Below are 17229 nucleotides of genomic sequence, written 5' to 3'. Positions count from 1 at the left end.
GGCACCCCCCACCCATGCGCCCGAACTCCACTGGCAGAGCCGCTGCCGCCGTCCTCGCCACCGCCCTGCTCCTCCCGCTCTCCGCCTGCGCCAACGACGCCGCCACCGCCGGGCACGGGGCGGTCGCCGCCCCGGCCGGGCAGCAGGTCGACGGGCCCAAGGTCAAGATCATGGTCGGCGGCCTGGACAAGGTCATCTACCTGCCCGCGATGCTCACCCAGCGGCTCGGCTTCTTCGCCGAGGCCGGCGTCAACGTCGAGCTGATGACCGAGCCCGCCGGCGTCAACGCCACCACCGCCCTGCTCGCCGGGGACGTCCAGGGCGCCGTCGGCTTCTACGACCACACCATCGACCTGCAGGCCAAGGGCAAGAACGTCGAGTCCGTCGTGCAGTTCGCCCAGGCGCCCGGCGAGGTCGAGGTGGTCTCTGCCAAGCAGGCCGACGCCGTCAGGTCCGGCGCCGACTTCAAGGGCAAGAAGCTGGGCGTCACCAGCATCGGCTCCTCGACCGACTTCCTCACCAAGTACCTCGCGGTCAAGAACGGCACGGCCGTCAGCGAGTTCAGCCCGATCGCGGTCGGCGCCGGCCAGACCTTCATCGCCGCCCTCCAACAGGGCAGCATCGACGCCGGGATGACCACGGACCCGACCGTCACCAACATCCTCGACAAGGGCCTCGGCAAGGTCCTCTACGACATGCGCACCCCCGAGGGCTCGCGCCAGGCGCTCGGCGGGCTGTACCCGTCGTCCTCGCTGTACATGAACATCGACTGGGTGGAGAAGAACAAGGACACCACCCAGAAGCTCGCCAACGCCTTCGTGAAGACCCTCAAGTGGATGTCCACCCACACCCCCGAGGAGATCGCCGCGAAGATGCCCGCCGACTACGCGCAGGGCGGCGCCGAGCAGTACGCGGCGGCGATCAAGGCGACGCTGCCGATGTTCACCACGGACGGCGTGATGCCGGCCGACGGCCCGAAGACCGTGCTCTCGGTGCTCGCGGCGTTCCACCCGGACGTCAAGGGCAAGGAGGGGTCGATCGACCTGTCCAGGACGTACACCACGGAGTTCGTCGGCAAGGCCACCGGCTGACCACGTGCCGCCGCGGTCCCGCGCTCACCCCCACGGGCGCGGGGCCGCAGCCGGTTCCGTCGGCGCCCTCCGGAGCGCTCGGCGGGCTCGGCGGGTTCGGCGTGGCGGAAGCCCCCGACGGGCGCGGCGCCCTCGGAGGCCTCGGCGCCCTCGGCGTCCTCAGAGTCCTCGGACGCTGAGGACGTCCATCCGCGACGGCGTCCCCGCCGCCTTGCCACAGCTCTCCGGACGCGGCGGCTCGCTCGCCGACTCGATCACGTCCACCTCCCAGGCCCGACCGTCCCGGTGCAGCACCGTCACCAGCCAGCGGCCCGCGCCGTCCGGCCGCTGGGTGAGCGTCAGCGCGTCCACCCCGGTCTCACCGGTCGTCAGCCGCACCGCGTGCTCGGCGGCCTGGCCAGGACGCTCCCAGCCCGAGCAGCCCCGCGACCACTCCGGCACCATGTGCCCGGACGCCGTCGCCGCCAGCACCTCCTTGGCGCTCTCCGCCGTCAGCCGCCCGTACGCGTAGCCGTACGGCAGCACCAGCATCGTCGGGGAGAAGCGGTGCCCGCCCAGGTGCGTCACCTCCCACACCTCGCTGTGCCCGGCCGCCGCCAGCTCCGCCGCGAGCGGACGGCCCAGCAGCGCGCAGCAGCGGTCCCGCCGCCCGTTGGTGCACACCAGCGCCACCGGGCCGCCGACGTGCTCCGCCCCGAAGCCGGTGTGGTCGCCCGCGCCGAGCGCCGAGAAGTCCAGGCCCAGCAGCTCCGCCGGGTCCGTCACCTGCGCCCGGCGCACCCAGCCGCGGCCGGGCACCGTGTGCGCCACGATCACCTCGTGCCGCGCCGTGGGCAGGCAGTCCGCGTGCCGCCCCGGCCGCCGGACCAGCGCCACCCGTACGCCCGTCCCCGCCGCGGCCTCCTCCAGCGCCCGCCCGACCGCCGCGTCCAGATGGCTCTCGCGCAGCGCCTTCGCACCCCACGGCCCGTTCTGCTCCAGCAGCAGCCAGGTGCTCGCCACCGCCGCCGTCGCGGCCAGCGGCTCCGAAAGTTCACGCGACAACGTCGCACAGGTGCTCACCCGGGCAAGGCTACCCTCAGCCGATCACCCGGTCCCGATCACCCGGAGACGGCCACCACCCGCTGCGGCACCGCTGCGGCACCGCTGCGCCACCTGCTCGTCCACCCCGTCGTGCGTCGGCGCGGAGACGGCCGGGAGGCGGCGGGCTCCGGGTGGACGCCGCGGACGACGCCGGCGAACGGCTCCGGCCGACGCCACCGCCCCGTCCCGGATCCCCGGTCGGGCGGCCACGAAAGCGCGGAGGGGCACCGGAAGCATCCGGTACCCCTCCGCCAGGCGCGGGACGTCACGCCGGGCCGGCGACCACCGCGATCGGGGTGGTGACCGGGGTGCCGGAGCCGTCGCGGCGCGGGTCGCGCTCCGGGAGGTCGACCGGCGCGCCCTTGACCGAGGCCGCGCGGGCCGGGGCGGCACCGACCCAGGCGAAGGCCAGGGCGTCCTCGCCGCGCAGGAAGCGCTGGCAGCGGACACCGCCGGTGGCACGACCCTTGCGCGGGTACTGCTCGAACGGGGTGACCTTCCAGGTCGTCTGCTCGCCGTCCGCGAGCGTGCCGGAGGCGGTGGCGACCGACACCACCACGGCGTCCGCGGCCGGATCCACCGCGGTGAACGACAGCACCCGGGCGCCGTCGGAGAGCTTGATGCCCGCCATGCCGCCGGCCGGGCGGCCCTGCGGACGGACCTGGCCCGCCGGGTAGCGCAGCAGCTGCGCGTCCGAGCTGACGAAGACCAGGTCCTCCTCGCCGGTGCGCAGTTCGACCGCGCCGACCAGCACGTCACCGTCCTTGAGGGCGATCACCTCGAACTCGTCCTTGTTCGCCGGCCACTCGGGCACCACCCGCTTCACCACGCCCTGCAGGGTGCCCAGCGCCAGCCCCGGCGAGGACTCGTCCAAGGTGGTCAGCGCCAGCACCCGCTCCCCGGCCTCCAGCCGCAGGAACTCGCCCACCGCGGCCCCGCCCGCCAGGTTCGGCGACGGGGTCGGCGGCAGCGCGGGCAGGTCGATCACCGGCAGCCGCAGCACCCGGCCCGCGGACGTCACCACGCCCACGTCGGCACGGGCCGTCGCGTGCACCGCCGACACGATCACGTCGTGCTTCGAACGCTTCTCCGACAGCTCGAACGGCTCCCCGTCCGCCGTCCGCGCCAGCAGGCCGGTCGACGACAGCAGCACCCGGCACGGGTCGTCCGCGACCTCCAGCGGCACCGCCAGCGCCGCCGACGGAGCCGCCCCCGCCTCCAGCAGGACCGTCCGCCGCTCCGTGCCGAACTGCTTCGACACCGCGCCCAGTTCGGACGACACCACGCTGCGCAGCCTGGTGTCCGACTCCAGGATCTCGGTCAGCTCCGCGATCTCCGACGTCAGCTTCGCCTTCTCCTGCTCCAGCTCCACCCGGTCGAAGCGGGTGAGCCGGCGCAGCGGGGTGTCCAGGATGTACGCGGTCTGCGTCTCCGACAGCGAGAAGCGCTCCATCAGGCGCTCCTTCGCCTGCTGCGCGTTGTCACTCGACCGGATGATCGCGATGACCTCGTCGATGTCGAGCAGCGCCACCAGCAGGCCCTCGACCAGGTGCAGCCGCTCCTCGCGCTTGCGGCGGCGGAAGTCGCTGCGCCGGCGCACCACGGTGAAGCGGTGGTCGACGTAGACCTCCAGCAGCTCCTTCAGACCCAGCGTCAGCGGCTGCCCGTCCACCAGCGCCACGTTGTTGATGCCGAAGGTCTCCTCCATCGGCGTCAGCTTGTAGAGCTGTTCGAGCAGTGCCTCCGGCACGAAGCCGTTCTTGACCTCGATCACCAGCCGCAGCCCGTGCTCGCGGTCGGTCAGGTCCTTGACGTCCGCGATGCCCTGCAGCTTCTTCGCGTTGACCAGGTCCTTGATCTTCGAGATGACCTTCTCCGGGCCGACGTTGTACGGCAGCTCGGTGACCACGATGCCCTTGCGGCGGGCCGTCACCGCCTCCACCGTCGTCGTCGCCCGGATCTTGAACGTGCCGCGGCCGGACTCGTAGGCGTCCCGGATCCCCGACAGGCCCACGATCCGCCCGCCGGTCGGCAGGTCCGGACCGGGGACGAAACGCATCAGCGTTTCCAGGTCCGCGTTCGGGTGCTTGATCAGGTGCCGGGCCGCCGCCACCACCTCGGACAGGTTGTGCGGCGGCATGTTCGTCGCCATGCCGACCGCGATGCCCGTCGCGCCGTTCACCAGCAGGTTCGGGAACGCGGCCGGCAGCGCCAGCGGCTCCTGCTCGCTGCCGTCGTAGTTCGGACCGAAGTCGACGGTGTCCTCGTGGATCGACTCCACCATCGCCATCGACGCCGCGGTGAGCCGCGACTCGGTGTAGCGCATCGCGGCCGGCGGGTCGTCGTTGCCCAGCGAACCGAAGTTGCCGTGCCCGTCGATCAGCGGCAGCCGCATCGAGAACGGCTGGGCCATGCGCACCACGGAGTCGTAGATCGACGCGTCACCGTGCGGGTGCAGCCGGCCCATCACCTCGCCCACCACGCGGGCGCACTTGACGTGCGCGCGGTCCGGACGCAGGCCCATCTCGTTGGCCTGGTAGAGGATCCGGCGGTGCACCGGCTTCAGACCGTCCCGCGCGTCGGGCAGCGCACGCGAGTAGATCACCGAGTAGGCGTACTCCAGGAAGGAGCCCTGCATCTCGTCCACGACGTCGACATCGAGGATCCGCTCCTCGAAGTCTCCGGGCGGCGGGGTCTGCGAACTGCGGCGGGCCATCGCGGCGGGGCTCCCTTACGTGTCGCTGGCAGTGTGTCGGTCGGTCGGCTGCCGATCGGTGCCGTCCCGTCGCCTGACCCCGTCAACCGGGCGTGGTCGACAGGGCGCGGCGCCCCCATTGTGGACCCTCCCGCCGACACTCCCGGTCAGCGGCCCTCTTCCGCCCCTGGCGAACGACCCGGTCCGCGCGGACACGAACGCGGCTCCCGAACGTTGCACCACAATGGGGGACGCCACACGAACCCCCGACATCGACGACGGGAAGGACCCGAGCGCATGGCCAACCCGGCCCCCGCCTCCAGCCGAGGCATCGCCATCACCGAGCACCGCCTGGCCAACGGCCTGCGCGTCGTCCTCTCCGAGGACCACCTCACCCCGGTCGCCGCCGTCTGCCTCTGGTACGACGTGGGCTCCCGCCACGAGGTCAAGGGCCGCACCGGCCTCGCCCACCTCTTCGAGCACCTGATGTTCCAGGGCTCCGCCAACGTCTCCAACAACGGCCACTTCGAACTGGTCCAGGGCGCCGGCGGCTCGCTCAACGGCACCACCAGCTTCGAGCGCACCAACTACTTCGAGACCATGCCCACCCACCAGCTGGAGCTCGCCCTCTGGCTGGAGGCCGACCGCATGGGCTCGCTGCTCGCCGCACTCGACGACACGTCCATGGAGAACCAGCGCGACGTCGTCAAGAACGAGCGCCGCCAGCGCTACGACAACGTCCCGTACGGCACCGCCTTCGAGAAGCTCACCGCGCTCTCCTTCCCCGACGGCCACCCGTACCACCACACGCCCATCGGCTCCATGGCGGACCTCGACGCGGCCACGCTGGAGGACGCCCGGACGTTCTTCCGCACCTACTACGCGCCGAACAACGCCGTCCTGTCCGTCGTCGGCGACATCGACCCCGAGCAGACCATCGCCTGGGTCGAGAAGTACTTCGGCTCCATCCCCGCCCACGACGGCAAGCAGCCCCCGCGCTCCGGCGAACTCCCCGACACCATCGGCCGCGAGCTCCGCGAGGAGATCCACGAGGACGTCCCCTCCCGCGCGCTGATGGCCGCCTACCGCCTCCCGCACGACGGCACCCGCGAGGCCGACGCCGCCGACCTCGCCCTCACCATCCTCGGCAGCGGCGAGTCCAGCCGCCTCTACAACCGGCTCGTCCGCCGCGACCGCACCGCCGTCGCCGCCGGCTTCGGCCTGCTGCGCCTGGCCGGCGCCCCCAGCCTCGGCTGGCTCGACGTGAAGACCTCCGGCGACGCCACCATCGCGCAGATCGACGCCGCCGTCGACGAGGAGCTCGCCCGCTTCGCCGCCGAGGGCCCCACGCCCGAGGAACTGGAGCGCGCCCAGGCCCAGATCGAGCGCGAGTGGCTGGACCGGCTGACCACCGTCGCGGGCCGCGCCGACGAACTCTGCCGCTACGCCGTCCTGTTCGGCGACCCCAAGCTGCTCAACGACGCCCTCCCCAAGGTCCTCGACGTCACCGCCGAGGAGGTCCAGGCCGTCGCCAAGGCCCGGATCCACCCCGACAACCGGGCCGTCCTCGTCTACGAGCCGACCGCCGACGCCGACTCCGACACCGACACCGACTCCGACGCTTCCGAAGAGGAGGGTGCCGCCGTATGAGCACCGACTACGTCCCCGCCATGACCTTCCACCCCCAGCCGCAGCCCGGCACCCCCAGCCCGTGGGCCTTCCCCGCCCCCGAGCGGGCCGCCCTCGGCAACGGGATCACCGTCCTGCACTGCCACCGGCCCGGCCAGCAGCTGGTCGCCGTCGAGGTCCTCGTCGACGCCCCGCTCGCCGCCGAGCCCGAGGGCCTCGACGGCATCGCCGCGATCCTCGCCCGCGCCCTCAACGAGGGCACCGACACCCTCAGCGCCGAGGAGTTCGCCGGCGAGCTCGAACGGGCCGGCGCCACCCTGGACGCACACGCCGACCACCCGTGCATCCGGGTCTCCCTGGAGGTGCCGGCCTCCCGGCTCCAGCGCGGCCTCTCGCTGCTCGCCGACGCCCTGCGCGCCCCCGCGCTGCCCGAGGCCGAGATCGAGCGCCTGGTCGCCAACCGCCTCGACGAGATCGTCCACGAGCAGGCCAACCCCGCCCGGCGCGCCGCCAAGGCCCTCTACGCCGAGCTCTTCGACGCCGCCGACCGGCTCTCCCGGCCCCGCGCCGGCACCGCCGACACCGTCAAGTCGATCGACCGCGCCGCCGTCAAGGCCTTCTACGACGCCCACGTGCGCCCCGCGACCAGCACCGTCGTCGTGGTCGGCGACCTCACCGGCGTCGACCTGCCCGCCCTCCTGGAGAGCACCCTCGGCACCTGGACCGGCTCGGCCGCCGAGGCCTCCGTGCACGCCCCGGTCACCGGCGACGACCACGGCCGCGTCGTCATCGTGGACCGCCCCGGCTCCGTCCAGACCCAGCTGCTCGTCGGCCGGATCGGGCCCGACCGCCACGACCCGGTCTGGGCGGCCCAGACCCTCGGCACCTACTGCCTGGGCGGCACCCTCACCTCCCGCCTCGACCGCGTCCTGCGCGAGGAGAAGGGCTACACCTACGGCGTCCGCTCCTTCGCCCAGCCGCTGCGCTCCTCCGCCGACGGCAGCGGGCGCTCGCTCCTCGCGATCAGCGGCTCGGTGGACACCGCCTCCACCGCCCCGGCGCTCGCCGACACCTGGACCATCCTGCGCACCCTCGCCGCCGAGGGCCTCACCGACGCCGAGCGCGACGAGGCCGTGCAGTTCCTGGTCGGGGTGGCCCCGCTGAAGTACGAGACCGCGGGCTCGGTCGCCGGCACCCTGGCCGACCAGGTCGAACAGTACCTGGCGGACGACTACCAGGCCGAGGTCTACCGGAAGCTCGCCGAACTGCCCACCGCCGCCGCCACCGAGGCGGTCGTCGCGGCCTTCCCGCCGGACCGCCTGGTCACCGTGCTGGTCGGCGACGCGGCCGCGATCGCCGACGACGTGCGGGCGCTCGGCATCGGCGAGGTCACGGTCGTCAGCTGACCGGTCGATCGCATCGTCGGACCGGCCCGGTGGAGCACCCGCTCCGCCGGGCCGGACGCGTTTTTAAATGCCTTGCGGGCCCCGTCGGTTCCGTGGATAGATGTTCCCCGACGCACAGCACGTGCGAACGCGGATCGGGACGAACGAAGGGAGGCGGTCACCATGCGGGTCGAGCGAACCATACGACGACGCTCCCCAAGGCCGTACTCCCCCCGTCCCGCCGCCCTGGGCGTCTGAGCCCAGCCCCTGAACTTCCCCGAGCCACGCCGGGATCCCTTCGCGCGGCACCCCCTTTCCCGTGAACCACCCGACCCATGGAGGTCGTTCGACCATGACGTACACCGAGGTACCCGGCGTCCGGGTCCCCATCCGGATGTGGACCGACCCGGCGACGGTCGAGGGCCAGGCCCTGCAGCAGCTGCGCAACATCAGCTCCCTGCCCTGGCTGCACGGCCTCGCCGTGATGCCCGACGTCCACCTGGGCAAGGGCGCGACGGTCGGCTCCGTCATCGCCATGAAGGACGCGGTCTGCCCGGCGGCGGTCGGCGTCGACATCGGCTGCGGAATGAGCGCGGTGAAGACCTCGCTCACCGCCGACGACCTCCCGGACGACCTGTCGGGCCTGCGCAACAAGATCGAGCAGACCATCCCGGTCGGCCGCGGCCTGCACACCGACCCGGTCGACCCGGCGAAGCTCCAGGGCTTCCGGGCCGGCGGTTGGGACGACTTCTGGCGGCGCTTCGACGGCATCGCGGAGGACGTCAAGTGGCGCCGCGAGCGGGCGATGCAGCAGATGGGAACGCTCGGCTCGGGAAATCACTTCTGCGAGGTGTGCATCGACACGTCCGGCTCTGTCTGGCTGATGCTGCACTCCGGCTCCCGGAACATCGGCAAGGAGCTGGCGGAGCACCACATGGGCGTCGCCCGCTCGCTGCCGCACAACCAGGGCCTGATCGACCAGGACCTCGCGGTCTTCCTCGCGAAGACCCCGGAGATGGGTGCCTACCGGCAGGACCTGTTCTGGGCGCAGGAGTACGCGAAGCACAACCGCGCGGTCATGATGGCGCTCTTCCAGGACGTCGTCCGGCGGGAGTTCGCCAAGGCCGAGGTCACCTTCGACGAGGTGATCAGCTGCCACCACAACTACGTGGCGGAGGAGCGGTACGACGGCGTCGACCTGCTGGTGACCCGCAAGGGCGCGATCCGGGCGGGCTCCGGCGACCTCGGGATCATCCCGGGGTCGATGGGGACGGGCTCCTACATCGTGCGCGGCCTGGGCAACGAGGCGGCGTTCAACTCGGCCTCGCACGGCGCCGGCCGCAAGATGAGCCGCAACGCGGCGAAGAAGCGGTTCACCACGCGTGACCTGGCCGAGCAGACGGCGGGCGTCGAGTGCCGCAAGGACAGCGGTGTGGTGGACGAGATCCCGGGCGCCTACAAGAACATCGAGAAGGTCATCGAGCAGCAGAAGGACCTCGTCGAGGTGGTCGCACACCTCAAGCAGGTCGTCTGCGTCAAGGGCTGACGGATCAGTGAGGCCCCCGGAGCGATCTGGGGGCCTCGGTCATGACGCAATCCTCCGCGACTGACAGCCGTTGAGGCGCCATCGGCGAACGCTGCAGCTCTGTTCGGTCCTGCCGAGCTGCTCCGCGGCTGCCCTGATGCTCGGGGACGCCATGAGGATTTCGTCCTCGGCCGTGCTCCAGCACCGTTTGATCCTTCTCTTCACGGTTGTCGGCCGGACCCACTTGGTCGCCTGCTCCGCGGCGGCTCGCTTTCGGGGCAAGGCGAGAGAGCCCGGATAGTAGAGCTCGGAGAGGATGGCAACGGCCTCTTCTCGCGAGTAGAGGAGGTTGACGATCCCGTCGCGCTGATTGCGGCGGGCGGTGCGTGGTGCCCCGGTGAGGTGTTCTGCGTAGTCCACGACAAAGGCCGCGATGGCGTCGCTCTTCGTGGTGAGGCCGACGAAGGGAAGACCCAGCGCGGTGATTCCCACCGAGCCGTCCGCGTCGATCAGACCCCGCAGGTAGTCACGCGCGGTGAACGGTACCGTCGGCGGCGCGATGATTTCGGACTTCCGTCCAGCCGGTAGACCGAGGGACTCCAGCTCCTGACGGAACTCCCGTGCGCTGACCGACCACGTGGCGGCCGTGTGGTCGGCCTTGAAGTTCGTGCTGCGCGTCCGGTACCGGATGCTGCTGTAGAACGGGCAGAGCCGCTGGAACTCTTCGAGGATCGCGGCGTCGCGCACCGAGAGCTCCACCGTGAGCCGGCCCTTGTTGCCGACCCCCCGCGCGAGGTGCCCGTCCGCCTGGAGGAAAGCGAACATGTACGCGTGATCGGGTCGTTCGAGGTCGAAGAATGTCATGCCGCGAGCATGGGCTCGACCGATCGTTCGATGGGGTGGAATGGCAATCGGTTCGCTCGATGGTGTGGATGCGATCGAATCCGTAGACCGAAGCGCCCGGCAGTGCTAGTCACTGCCGGGCGCTTCCGTGAGGCCTCAGGCCGCGGCGGGGAGCTCGTCGAGGCCTTCCTGGACGAGCTTGGCGAGGCGGTCGAGCGCGTCGTCGGCGTTCGCGGCGTCGGAGGCCAGGACGACCTCGTCGCCGCCCTGGGCGCCCAGGGCGAGGAGGCCGAGCATGGAGGCCGCGTTGACCGGGTTGCCGCCGGGCTTGGCGATGGTGATCGGCACGCCGGTGGCCGTGACGGCCCGGACGAAGACGGAGGCGGGACGGGCGTGCAGGCCCTCGGCCCAACCGATGGTGACGCGGCGCTCAGCCATGAGACGTGCCTTTCCGGTGAAGCTGGTCACGGCCGTGCTCGGGGGAGCGGGGGAAGCGGCCATGTTGTCTAGACCAGTGTTGCACGCAGACGGCCCGGCGAGCCGCGGCGTTCAGGAGTTGTGATTGTTTCTTTTCGGGGCATAAACCCCGGGCCATTGGTCCCGTCCACCCTGCCGTGGGCACGCATCCGGCGCCATCCGGCCCGGTGCCGGATAACCTGACGAATGTGGACGACCCCGCGGCAGTGAACCCCGAGCAGCAACCGGACTATCCGCAGCACTGGGAGGCCGACGTCCTGCTGCGCGACGGTGGTACCGCCCGGATCCGGCCGATCACGCCCGCCGACGCCGGGCGCCTCGTGGAGTTCTACGAGCAGGTCTCGGAACAGTCCAAGTACTTCCGTTTCTTCGCCCCTTATCCCCGGCTCTCGGACAAGGACGTCCGCCGCTTCACCCACCACGACTTCGTGAACCGGGTCGGCCTCGCGGTGGTCGTCCGGGACCACTTCATCGCCACCGTCCGCTACGACCGGATCGACGCCGAGGGCCGCCCCTCCGCCACCGGCACCGACGCCGAGGTGGCCTTCCTGGTGCAGGACGCCCACCAGGGCCGAGGGGTGGCCTCGGCCCTGCTGGAGCACATCGCGGCCGTCGCGCAGGAGCGCGGCATCCGCCGTTTCCAGGCCGAGGTGCTGCCGGAGAACCGGAAGATGGTGAAGGTCTTCACCGACGCCGGCTACACCCAGCGCCGCAGCTTCGCCGACGGCGTGGTGCACCTGGAGTTCGACCTCGAACAGACCGACCGCTCGCTCGCCGTGATGCGCGCCCGCGAGCACCGCGCCGAGGCGCGTTCGGTGCAGCGGCTGCTCACCCCGCGCTCGGTCGCGGTGATCGGCGTCTCCCGCACCCCGCAGACGGTCGGCCGGGCGATCCTGCGCGACCTGCTGGGCAGCGCCCCGGCCGAGTGCCCGGTCCACGCGGTGAACCGCAACGCCCCGCCCGGCACGGAACTGGACGGCGTCCCGGTGCACCGCTCGATCCTGGAGATCCCCGGACCGGTGGACCTCGCGGTGATCACCGTCCCCGAGGGTGCCGTCCCGGCCGCCGTCGCCGAGTGCGGCGCCCACGGCGTGCAGGGCCTGGTGGTGGTCACCGCCGGCTACGCGGAGACCGGCCCGGAGGGCCGGGACCGGCAGCGCGCGCTGGTCCGCCAGGCCCGCGCGGCCGGGATGCGGGTGATCGGCCCGAACGCCTTCGGCCTGATCAACACCGACCCGGCGAACCCGCTGAACGCCTCGCTCGCACCGCGCCTGCCCGGCCGCGGCGGCTTCGGGATCTTCTGCCAGTCCGGCGCGATCGGCGTGGCCCTGCTGGAGGCCGCCCACAAGCGCGGCCTCGGGGTGTCCTCCTTCGCCTCGGTGGGCAACCGCGCCGACGTGTCCGGCAACGACCTCCTGCAGTACTGGGCCGAGGACGAGGCCACCCAGGTCGTCCTGCTGTACCTGGAGTCCTTCGGCAACCCGCGCAAGTTCACCCGGATCGCCCGCCGGCTGGCCGCCGTCAAGCCGGTCGTGGTGGTCAAGGGCGCCCGGCACACCGGGAGCCTGCCGCCCGGCCACGCCGTCCCGGCCACCGCCACCGGCCTGCGCGACGAGACCGTCGACGCGCTGTTCGAACAGGCGGGCGTCATCAGGGTCGGGACGATCACCGAGCTGTACGACACCGGCGAGCTGCTGGCGCAGCAGCCGCTGCCGCGGGGCGACCGGGTCGCGGTGGTCGGCAACTCGGACTCCCTGGGCCTGCTCACCTACGACGCCCTGCTGAGCGCCGGCCTGCGCCCGCGCACCCCCGTCGACCTGACCACGGCCGCGACCGGCGAGAACTTCCGGATCGCGCTGGACGTCGCGCTCGCCGACCCCGCCGTGGACGCGGTGATCGCCGTCGCCATCCCGCCGATCGGCACCTCCGCGCACGCCTTCATGGGCGGCCGGCTCACCGGCGAGGACGACCCCGAGATGGGCTCCGACGACCCGGAGATCGCCGCCGCCCTGCTCGAAGCCGGACAGCGCGCCAAGGAGCTGGGCAAACCGCTGCTGCTCGCCCACCTGGCGCTCACCGACCTGCCGGTCCGGCTGCGTCCCGGCGGCATCCCCGCGTACGCGGCGCCCGAGCGGGCCGTGCACGCGCTCGCCCACGCCGTCCACTACGCGCAGTGGCGCAGCCGGACGGCCGAGGCGGAGGAGACCGCGCGGGTCCCCGAGCTGGACCGGATCGACGAGCCCGGTGCCCGCACCCTGGTGGAGGCGGTGCTGCGCGCCCGGGCCGGGTCCCGCCCGTCGCCCACCACCACCCTCGATCGGGGCGCTCTGCGCCGCTCCCTCTCGACGCGCACCCAGCCCGGTGGCGCCCGGATCACCCTGCCGGACGCCGCGGCCCGCGAGCTGCTGGCCTGCTACGGCATCGACGTCTCGCCGACGCTGCCCGCACCGGACGAGGAGTCGGCCGTCGCGGCGGCGGCCTCGCTCGGCTACCCGGTGGCCCTGAAGGCGACCGCCCCGCACCTGCGCCACCGTCCCGACCTGGGCAGTGTCCGGCTGGACCTGACCGGCGAGCCGGGCCTGCGCCGCGCCCACCGCGAGCTGGACGCGCTGCTCGGCGGCGCCGCGCAGGCCGAGCTGGTGGTGCAGCGGCTGGCGCCGCGCGGGGTGGACACCGTGATCGGCGCCCTGGTGGACCCCGCGGTCGGCGCGATCCTCTCCTTCGGTCTGGCGGGCGCGCCGGCCGAACTGTTGGGCGACACGGCGCACCGATTGGTTCCGGCCACCGACCAGGACGTCGCCGGGTTGATCCGGGAGGTGCGGGCCGCGCCGCTGCTGTTCGGATGGCGCGGCGCCGAGGCGGTGGACACCGGCGCGCTGGAGGAACTGCTGCTCAGGGTGTCGCAGCTGGTGGACGACGTTCCGGAGATCGCCTCGGTGGATCTCGAACCCGTGGTCGTGGCCCCGCACGGGCTGGCGATCCTGGGGGCGCGGGTGCGGGTCGCGCCCCTGCCGGTCCGCAGCGATCTGGGCCCGCGCGCGATGAGCACGCTGTAACCTTCCTTGGTTGCGCCCTGCCCGGGCGCTGTTGTCCGAAGCTCGGCGCCGTGCCGCCCGCTTCGTCGGCGGACCATGCCAGGATGGAGATATGGCGAAGACCGGTACCACCACCACTCAGGACCTGCGCTCGGCTATCGAGCGCAGCGGCTACTACCCGGCCCTGGTGTCCGAGGCGGTGGAGTCCGCGGTGGGCCCGGAGCCGATCAGCTCCTACCTGGTGCACCAGGAGACGACGTTCGACGCCAACGAGGTCCGCCGGCACGTGACGGTGCTGGTGCTGACTCCGACCCGCTTCGTGGTGAGCCACACCGACGAGCAGTCGGGGGCGGAGGGCAGTCCCTCGGTGCCGTTCGCGACGACTTCGACGGAGAGCGTCCGGCTGGACCGGATCGGCTCGGTCGTGGTGAGCCGGATGGTGGCGAACCCGGAGACGTACACGCCGGGCACGTTGCCGCGCGAGGTGGTGCTGACGATCGGCTGGGGCGCGGTGCAGCGTCTGGACCTGGAGCCGGCCGGCTGCTCGGACCCGAACTGCGAGGCGGACCACGGCTACACGGGCTCGGCGACGGCCGACGACCTCTCGCTGCGGGTGAGCGAGGCCGGTGACGGCCCGGAGACGGTGGCCCAGGCGCTGGTGTTCGCTCGGGCCCTGTCCGACGCGACGATCGACAACAGCCCGCGGGTCTGATCGCCGCCGCCGCCTCCGACCGCTACGAATCCGGTTCCATGTCCTTCGTTCCTGCCGACGGCTACGACGCCTTCGAGATCCTTGACCCCGCCACCGCCCCCGCGCCGCCGTACGGCAGCGGTTCGCTGTGCGACCTGCTGCCCTCGGTGGCGGCGGGCCTCGGCGTTCCCGGGTTCACCGCGACGCTGCCGATCGCCCCGGCGGACCGGGTGGTGGTGTTCCTGGTGGACGGCCTGGGGTGGGAGCTGCTGCTGCGCCACCCCGAGTACGCGCCGTTCCTGTCCTCGCTGGCCGGGAGTTCGCTGGGCGGCAGCGGCCGTCCGCTGACCGCGGGCTTCCCGTCCACCACGGCGACCTCGCTGGCCTCGGTCGGCACCGGGACGCCGCCTGGCCTGCACGGCCTGGCCGGGTACACGGTGGCGGTGCCGGGCGCCGGCTACCTGATGAACCAGCTGCGCTGGCAGCCGCCGACCGAGCCGCACGCCTGGCAGCCGTACCCGACGGTGTTCGAGCAGACGCACCGGGCCGGGGTGGCCACCGCGCAGGTCTCGTCCCCGCTGTTCGCTCAGACCCCGCTGACCCGGGTGGCCCTGTCCGGCGGCACCTTCCTCGGCCGCACCACCGGCGAGGAGCGGATGGACCTGGCGGCTTCCTGGCTGGCCGAGCACGACCGGGCGTTGGTGTACACGTACGTCAGCGAGCTGGACGGTGCGGGCCACCGCTTCGGGGTGGACTCCGACGAGTGGCGGATGACGCTGGACGCGGTGGACCGGCTGGCCCGCCGGCTGGCCGAGCGGCTGCCGCCGCGCTCGGCGATGTACGTGACGGCCGACCACGGCATGATCGACATCGCGCCGGAGGACCGGATCGACTTCGACGAGGACTGGGAGCTGGGCGCCGGCGTGGCGCTGCTCGGCGGTGAGGGCCGGGCCCGGCACGTGTACGCGGTGCCCGGCGCCGCGGCCGACGTGCACGCGGTCTGGAGCGAGGTGCTGGGGGACCGGATGTGGGTCGCCACCCGGGACCAGGCGGTCGAGGCGGGCTGGTTCGGCCCGGCCGTGGACGAGCGGGTGTACGGACGGATCGGCGACGTGGTCGCCGCGGCGCGCGACGACATCGCGATCGTCGCCTCCCGCAACGAGCCCGGCGAATCCGCGATGATCGGGCTGCACGGCTCGATGACCCCGGTCGAGCAGTTCGTGCCGCTGCTCGAAGTCCGCGGCTGAGTCCGTCCCTTGACTCTTCTGTGCCCGAACTCCCCTGATGTGAAAGGCCCCTGCTCCACCCATGGCTGAACTGGTGTTCTTCTCGGGCACGATGGACTGCGGCAAGTCGACGCTGGCGCTGCAGATGGACCACAACCACACCGCGCGCGGCCGGAAGGGCGTGATCCTCACCCGCCACGACCGGGCGGGCGCCGCGACGATCTCCAGCCGACTGGGCCTGCGGGCCGAGGCGGTCGAGGTGACGGACGACTTCGACTTCCACGCGCACGTGGTGCACCGGCTCTCGGCCGGTGGCCGGGTGGACTACCTGATCTGCGACGAGGCGCAGTTCTTCGACGCCGAGCAGGTCGACCAGCTGGCCCGGGTGGTGGACGAACTGGACATCGACGTCTACACCTTCGGCATCACCACCGACTTCCGCACCCGGCTGTTCCCGGGTTCGCAGCGGCTGATCGAGCTGGCCGACCGGGTGGAGGTGCTGCAGGTCGAGGCGCTGTGCTGGTGCGGGGCGCGGGCGACCCACAACGCCCGGACGGTCGGCGGGGTGATGGTGGTCGAGGGCGCCCAGGTCGTGATCGGTGACATCTCGGTGCGCGACGACGAGGTCGGCTACGAGGTGCTGTGCCGCCGCCACCACCGCCGCCGCATGACCGCCGCGACGGCCCGTGCCTCGGTGCTCTCCCCGGACGTGCTGCCCTTCGAGGAGCAGCAGGCCTGACGCCCCCGGGCCGGCACCCGCTACGCGCCGGCCTCCAGCACGGAGAAGTGCCCGCCCTGCGGGTCGGCCAGCCGGGCGGCCCGGCCGCGGGCGGTGTCGTGCGGCGCGACCAGGATCCGCCCGCCGAGCTCCACGGCGTGACGGGCGGTCAGGCCGGCGTCGCGGACGGCGAAGTGGGTGCGCCAGCGCGGCGGGTGGCCGCGCAGGTCGGCGCGGTGCCGGATGCCGGCGACCGGCCGGCCGTGCACGAGCAGTGCGGTCTCGTCCGCACCGGGCCGGAGCGGGCGGTCGAGCACCGCGGCGTAGAAGACGGCGGCGCCCTCCGTGTCGGGGGTGAGCAGTTCGGCCCAGGCCGGCTCGCCGGGCTCGGTGCCGGCCTCCCGGCCGAGGTGCTCCTCGCCCTGCCAGAGGCCGAAGACGGCGCCGGAGACGTCGGAGGCGATGGCCATCCGCCCGGCGCGCTCGGCCTGCAACGGCCCGACGGCGACGGTGCCGCCGCACTCGCGGACCAACTGGGCGGTGCGGTCGGCGTCGTCCACGGCGAAGTAGGTGGTCCACTGCACCGGGAAGCCGGTGGCGGTGGAGAGACCGAGGCCGGCGACCGGTGCCCCGTCGAGTTCGGCCCGGACGTAGTCGCCGAGCTGGCCGGGGCCCGGGGAGTACGTCCAGCCGAGCAGTTCGCCGTAGAAAGCGCGGGCGCCGGACAGGTCGTCGGTCAGCAGGCTGACCCAGCAGGGCGTGCCCTGGGCCAGTCGGAGTTCCACCGCGGGCAATGCGGGCCTCCTCGTGGGTGGTTGGCGCACGGAAATC

At 72.7% G+C, this 17229-nt stretch carries 13 protein-coding genes; 8 read left to right on the top strand and 5 right to left on the bottom strand.

Features of this window, described 5'->3' with window-relative positions; genetic code table 11:
* Nucleotides 1-14 precede the first annotated feature (14 nt).
* Complete coding sequence (locus ABT048_RS23035) at nucleotides 15-1091, top strand: ABC transporter substrate-binding protein (RefSeq protein ID WP_350523333.1); 1077 nt, start codon at nucleotides 15-17, stop codon at nucleotides 1089-1091.
* Nucleotides 1092-1250: 159 nt separating this feature from the next.
* Here ABT048_RS23035 and ABT048_RS23030 read toward each other — a convergent pair whose 3' ends face one another.
* Nucleotides 1251-2153, bottom strand: coding sequence for a ferredoxin family protein (locus ABT048_RS23030; protein WP_350523332.1), 903 nt, complete (start codon nucleotides 2151-2153; stop codon nucleotides 1251-1253).
* A 286-nt stretch (nucleotides 2154-2439) separates the two neighbouring features.
* The gene (locus ABT048_RS23025) at nucleotides 2440-4890 is read right to left on the bottom strand and encodes a DNA gyrase/topoisomerase IV subunit A (protein ID WP_350523331.1); all 2451 of its coding nucleotides are present in this window, start codon (nucleotides 4888-4890) and stop codon (nucleotides 2440-2442) included.
* A gap of 276 nt (nucleotides 4891-5166) precedes the next feature.
* Here ABT048_RS23025 and ABT048_RS23020 point away from each other — a divergent pair, with 276 nt between their 5' ends.
* The 3 genes from ABT048_RS23020 to ABT048_RS23010 all read left to right on the top strand — a co-directional run bounded on the left by ABT048_RS23020 (nucleotide 5167) and on the right by ABT048_RS23010 (nucleotide 9429).
* Entirely contained in the window at nucleotides 5167-6519 is a 1353-nt protein-coding gene (locus tag ABT048_RS23020) for a M16 family metallopeptidase (protein WP_350523330.1), read from the top strand.
* Nucleotides 6520-6539: 20 nt separating this feature from the next.
* The gene (locus tag ABT048_RS23015) at nucleotides 6540-7904 is read left to right on the top strand and encodes a M16 family metallopeptidase (protein ID WP_350523410.1); all 1365 of its coding nucleotides are present in this window, start codon (nucleotides 6540-6542) and stop codon (nucleotides 7902-7904) included.
* A 331-nt stretch (nucleotides 7905-8235) separates the two neighbouring features.
* Nucleotides 8236-9429: an RtcB family protein gene (locus ABT048_RS23010; protein WP_350523329.1), complete on the top strand. Its 1194-nt coding sequence runs from the start codon at nucleotides 8236-8238 to the stop codon at nucleotides 9427-9429.
* 39 nt (nucleotides 9430-9468) lie between these two features.
* Here the strand turns inward: ABT048_RS23010 and ABT048_RS23005 are convergent, their stop codons facing one another.
* On the bottom strand, nucleotides 9469-10272 hold the full coding sequence (locus ABT048_RS23005; RefSeq protein ID WP_350523328.1) for an LAGLIDADG family homing endonuclease: 804 nt from the start codon (nucleotides 10270-10272) through the stop codon (nucleotides 9469-9471).
* Between the two features lie 135 nt (nucleotides 10273-10407).
* A complete protein-coding gene (locus ABT048_RS23000) occupies nucleotides 10408-10689 on the bottom strand; it encodes an HPr family phosphocarrier protein (RefSeq protein WP_350523327.1) in 282 nt (93 codons plus the stop codon).
* A gap of 227 nt (nucleotides 10690-10916) precedes the next feature.
* Here ABT048_RS23000 and ABT048_RS22995 point away from each other — a divergent pair, with 227 nt between their 5' ends.
* The 4 genes from ABT048_RS22995 (at nucleotide 10917) to ABT048_RS22980 (ending at nucleotide 16419) form a co-directional block, all read left to right on the top strand.
* Nucleotides 10917-13784, top strand: coding sequence for a bifunctional acetate--CoA ligase family protein/GNAT family N-acetyltransferase (locus ABT048_RS22995; RefSeq protein WP_350523326.1), 2868 nt, complete (start codon nucleotides 10917-10919; stop codon nucleotides 13782-13784).
* A gap of 91 nt (nucleotides 13785-13875) precedes the next feature.
* Entirely contained in the window at nucleotides 13876-14475 is a 600-nt protein-coding gene (locus tag ABT048_RS22990; RefSeq protein WP_350523325.1) for a DUF5998 family protein, read from the top strand.
* 38 nt (nucleotides 14476-14513) lie between these two features.
* The gene (locus ABT048_RS22985) at nucleotides 14514-15701 is read left to right on the top strand and encodes an alkaline phosphatase family protein (protein WP_350523324.1); all 1188 of its coding nucleotides are present in this window, start codon (nucleotides 14514-14516) and stop codon (nucleotides 15699-15701) included.
* 61 nt (nucleotides 15702-15762) lie between these two features.
* The gene (locus tag ABT048_RS22980) at nucleotides 15763-16419 is read left to right on the top strand and encodes a thymidine kinase (RefSeq protein ID WP_350523323.1); all 657 of its coding nucleotides are present in this window, start codon (nucleotides 15763-15765) and stop codon (nucleotides 16417-16419) included.
* A gap of 20 nt (nucleotides 16420-16439) precedes the next feature.
* Here ABT048_RS22980 and ABT048_RS22975 read toward each other — a convergent pair whose 3' ends face one another.
* Complete coding sequence (locus ABT048_RS22975) at nucleotides 16440-17183, bottom strand: VOC family protein (RefSeq protein ID WP_350523409.1); 744 nt, start codon at nucleotides 17181-17183, stop codon at nucleotides 16440-16442.
* Between the last annotated feature and the right edge of the window lie 46 nt (nucleotides 17184-17229).

Source organism: Kitasatospora sp. NPDC096140 (assembly GCF_040303045.1).
In the GTDB taxonomy this organism is placed as follows: Bacteria; Actinomycetota; Actinomycetes; order Streptomycetales; family Streptomycetaceae; genus Kitasatospora.
This window is presented reverse-complemented; position numbering and strand designations above follow the sequence as displayed.

Excerpts from the sequence above, each read along its gene's own strand:
- ABT048_RS23035 (WP_350523333.1), top strand. The coding sequence starts at position 15 with ATGCGCCCGAACTCCACTGGCAGAGCCGCTGCCGCCGTCCTCGCCACC.
- ABT048_RS23025 (WP_350523331.1), bottom strand. The coding sequence starts at position 4,890 with ATGGCCCGCCGCAGTTCGCAGACCCCGCCGCCCGGAGACTTCGAGGAG.
- ABT048_RS23020 (WP_350523330.1), top strand. The coding sequence starts at position 5,167 with ATGGCCAACCCGGCCCCCGCCTCCAGCCGAGGCATCGCCATCACCGAG.
- ABT048_RS23015 (WP_350523410.1), top strand. The coding sequence starts at position 6,540 with ATGACCTTCCACCCCCAGCCGCAGCCCGGCACCCCCAGCCCGTGGGCC.
- ABT048_RS23010 (WP_350523329.1), top strand. The coding sequence starts at position 8,236 with ATGACGTACACCGAGGTACCCGGCGTCCGGGTCCCCATCCGGATGTGG.
- ABT048_RS23005 (WP_350523328.1), bottom strand. The coding sequence starts at position 10,272 with ATGACATTCTTCGACCTCGAACGACCCGATCACGCGTACATGTTCGCT.
- ABT048_RS23000 (WP_350523327.1), bottom strand. The coding sequence starts at position 10,689 with ATGGCTGAGCGCCGCGTCACCATCGGTTGGGCCGAGGGCCTGCACGCC.
- ABT048_RS22990 (WP_350523325.1), top strand. The coding sequence starts at position 13,876 with ATGGCGAAGACCGGTACCACCACCACTCAGGACCTGCGCTCGGCTATC.
- ABT048_RS22985 (WP_350523324.1), top strand. The coding sequence starts at position 14,514 with ATGTCCTTCGTTCCTGCCGACGGCTACGACGCCTTCGAGATCCTTGAC.
- ABT048_RS22980 (WP_350523323.1), top strand. The coding sequence starts at position 15,763 with ATGGCTGAACTGGTGTTCTTCTCGGGCACGATGGACTGCGGCAAGTCG.